Consider the following 3314-nt stretch of genomic DNA (forward strand, 5'->3'; position numbering starts at 1 on the left):
CCGGTGTAAAAAATCAGGCTTCCGGTAGCCATATTCTGCTTTGACATAGTATTTTCCTGATTTGCATTTAAAGTGAAGCACCAAAAGGCGCAACAAAGGACAACGACTGGGTGACATATGCACCTGAGACATCCGGCAGCGACAGCGTGAAGTTCACATTTTCTGCTGTCAGGTCAGTGACATCGAAACCTCCGGCGTGACTGGCGCTGATATTGATGTAAGCCACCTGCGTCCCGGACTGCGTAATCACCGCATTGCCGCTGGTCAGGGTCAGGCGGGCCTGGCTTGCCTGGGTCGATGACGCGGTCATCAGCCAGACGCTGCAGGGCGTTTTCCCGTCCGCTACCGCTCCTGAGGTGATGCCGTAAAATTGCAGATCGCTGTTGCCTGGCAGCCAGTCGGTAAAGGTCATGCTTGCCGATGCGCTGAGCGCAGGGTTTGTCACGACATAGGCGCTGACCAGGACGTTGCCGGTGGTGAAGGCGTAAACTTCGGCATAGCCCCTGCCCGTGCTGTCCAGCCGGATCACACGGGTTTGCAGGCCGTCCGGATCAAACCAGGCATCAGACCCTGTGGCGAGTGACAACTCGACATCCACGCCCGCCGGACCGGACAGTGTGACCGTGTTCAGTGGGCGTACCATAACGGTCGGGTTAAAAACAGGCGCTCCGGTGGTGCAACTCATCTGCAGGCCAGATGACGAGGACTGTTTAAGCTGCACCTGCGTCGGAGCCGAAGACGCCGTCCCGCCCTGATTGTTATATTTCACGTTGTAACTCCCTTCTCCATACCCTGTCCCGACGGGCGTAATGTTCCCGGCCGGAATATGGAATATCGCCAGTTGTGACTGTTCTTCGGTCGCGGATAATGTGCGTGTCTGCGTCCAGGTCGCACCCGGCACCGGGTTGTCCGGTGAGTTCTGGTACCCTGTCCAGAAAGCGGTCACGATATCGCCGGCAACCATGCCCGGATAAGCGACGTTCAGCTCCGTCCCGTTATCGGCGGTGATTTCCTCTCCGGTAATGGTATTGTCGCCGGCTGCCGCCGGGAACACGGGGGCCGGGAGCTGAGTGCAGTGCCGGGCGTCCACGCGCACGCTGGCCATACCAGAAACCCCGGGCAGCGCTGGCGAGCTCACGGCATACCAGGCCTGCGCGAAGCCAATGCCGACAGGTGAAATAACGTCGGCGGGAACGCGAACGCTGAAACCTGCCGTCAGGTCATTTTGCGTCAGGCTGTGAACGGATGACTGCCAGGTCGTGGCGGGGATCGCGATGCCGCTGGCGTCATAGCCTTGCCAGTAAACCACCACGCCACCGCCGACAACGAACTGCGGGCTGGCGGGAATGTCCACTTCCGTCCCGTCGACGGTGATCTCGCTGCAGTCAATCCAGCCATCATTGCCGGCCGGAATAAAGGGGGCCGGATAGATGCCGCTGCCGGTCATATCGACAGTCACGTTGCCCACCTGCGAGCTTTTCGCCAGTCCACTCTGCGGAATGACGGAGTACCAGGCTTCCGCGCGCCCGGTGGTAATGACGGCAGTGACGAAGGGGGAAGGGACCAGCATTTTAAATCCCTTGCCGACATCCTGGCTCACAACGGTGTGCGTGATACTGGTATCGCTGCCGGCCACCAGATTCCCCGCGGCGTCAAACTCCCGCCAGTAGAGATAAATTGTGTCGCCCGCGCTGTAGGCGTCCGTGCTCCATGGGATCCGGACGTGGGTTCCGCTGTTTTGTGTTACCGAGCCATAGGTCACGGTGTTGGTGGCATCTGCATCCGGAAACGTGGGAGGAGGCAGGCCGTCGGTGTGCTGGCGGTCGATAACAGCGACTGACACCGGTGAGGTTGACGGGTTCAGCACCGCATCAATGGCGGTATACCATACCTGGTGGGGGCCGTCCGCAGGCCAGCTGTCGCCGGAAACCGGGATCACGGTAGACCACGGCCACAGGTAGGTGTCCGGGTCGGCCAGTGAGAGCGTATTAAACAGTTCACCATCAAAATAGAGGCAAAGGTAATCACCCTTGGCCGCGTTCGAATAGCGGGAGATATTAACAATTACGCCCCCGATGCTCTCAAGCTCGGTCTGGGTGATAAAGCCGTCATCCACCATCTGAGGTAGCTGGGGAAAAGGCAGTGCCGCAAGGATCTGCATAGAGTGTCTTCCGGTCGTGGGTGAAAGTCCGGCCCGGGCGGATGCTGCCGGGCCGGAACAACCAATCATTCAGTGGTTAAGGCTGCTTAACCCTGAACGCCAGGCGCACGGGTATCGACAGTCACGCTGGTCGTAAACGAGAGCTGTACCGTCGTTTCGCCGGCAGGGGTCACGGTGTAGTAGGCATTGACGCTGCCTTCGTAGCCGTTCCCGCTGTTAGGGAAGAAGAGCGCGGAATCGATAGTGAAAGCGTGGGTGGTATCGCCGGCAGCCGTGGTGTAGGAGCCAGAGGTGGTGGCCGCCTGTACCGGATTGCCGTTGGTATCCAGCGCCTGCCAGTAGAGGCTGATAAAATCGCCTGCCGCCATCGAAGGATAGCTGACATCCACTTCCACACCGTTCAGGGCATCTGCAATATTAATCGAGCCGTCCGCCGCGACAGGGATTTGCGGGGCATTGAGGGTCGGAGTGGTCTGGCCGCCGTTACTCACCTCAACCGGCAGCGCTGAGGAGTCGGAGATATTGCCAACGGCATCAGCAGCGGCGTAATACACCGCATAAGAGCCGTCTTTGAGACAGTCTGGCGGGCAGTCATGGGACACATCAATGACATAAGGCAGGTCTGCCGCCGGATCGCTCAGGGTGAAGCTGTGGGAATACGCGTTGCCCCAGTAGAACGTGACGGTATCGCCAGGCTGTGCATTCACATAGTGCGGGATGGTCATCTGGACGCCCAGTTGCAAATCGTAATAGTCCAGCAGGTAGCCGTCCGCATTGCTGGCACCGGTGATGACAGGCGCCGGCAGCGGATCGTTTGCCAGCACGCTGGTGCTTTTGCCGGTTGTATCGTCGGTGGTGGTGGCTTTCACCGAAATAATGCCTTTGCCGGTGGCAGTGAGGGCGGTGGTAGCCACGCCGTTGGTGTCGGTCGTGGAGGATGCAGGATCCACTGTACCCGCACCGGTAACCGTCCAGGTGACAGGGATCTCGGCAGCGGCTGCGCCAGTGTCGTCATGAATGACAGCAGTAATTGTTGCTGTTAATGACTTGTCATCCGGCAGCGTATTTTTATCGGATGTAACGGAATATACAAGGCTGGTCATAATGCTTTCCTTATTAATGAATGTCAGTCTGTTTGTCTTGATCAGACAGC

The 3314-nt window shown here is 58.7% G+C and carries 2 protein-coding genes; both read right to left on the reverse strand.

The window, feature by feature from the left end; genetic code table 11:
* Positions 1 to 67 precede the first annotated feature (67 nt).
* Entirely contained in the window at positions 68 to 2161 is a 2094-nt protein-coding gene (locus WB371_RS23550) for a hypothetical protein (protein WP_336222363.1), read from the reverse strand.
* A gap of 86 nt (positions 2162 to 2247) precedes the next feature.
* On the reverse strand, positions 2248 to 3264 hold the full coding sequence (locus WB371_RS23555; RefSeq protein WP_336222364.1) for an Ig-like domain-containing protein: 1017 nt from the start codon (positions 3262 to 3264) through the stop codon (positions 2248 to 2250).
* Positions 3265 to 3314: the final 50 nt, after the last annotated feature.

The sequence above is a fragment of the Citrobacter amalonaticus genome, assembly GCF_037053465.1.
Lineage (GTDB): Bacteria > Pseudomonadota > Gammaproteobacteria > Enterobacterales > Enterobacteriaceae > Citrobacter_A > Citrobacter_A amalonaticus_H.

Coding starts and splice junctions, on each gene's coding strand:
- WB371_RS23550 (WP_336222363.1), bottom strand. CDS start 2,161: ATGCAGATCCTTGCGGCACTGCCTTTTCCCCAGCTACCTCAGATGGTG.
- WB371_RS23555 (WP_336222364.1), bottom strand. CDS start 3,264: ATGACCAGCCTTGTATATTCCGTTACATCCGATAAAAATACGCTGCCG.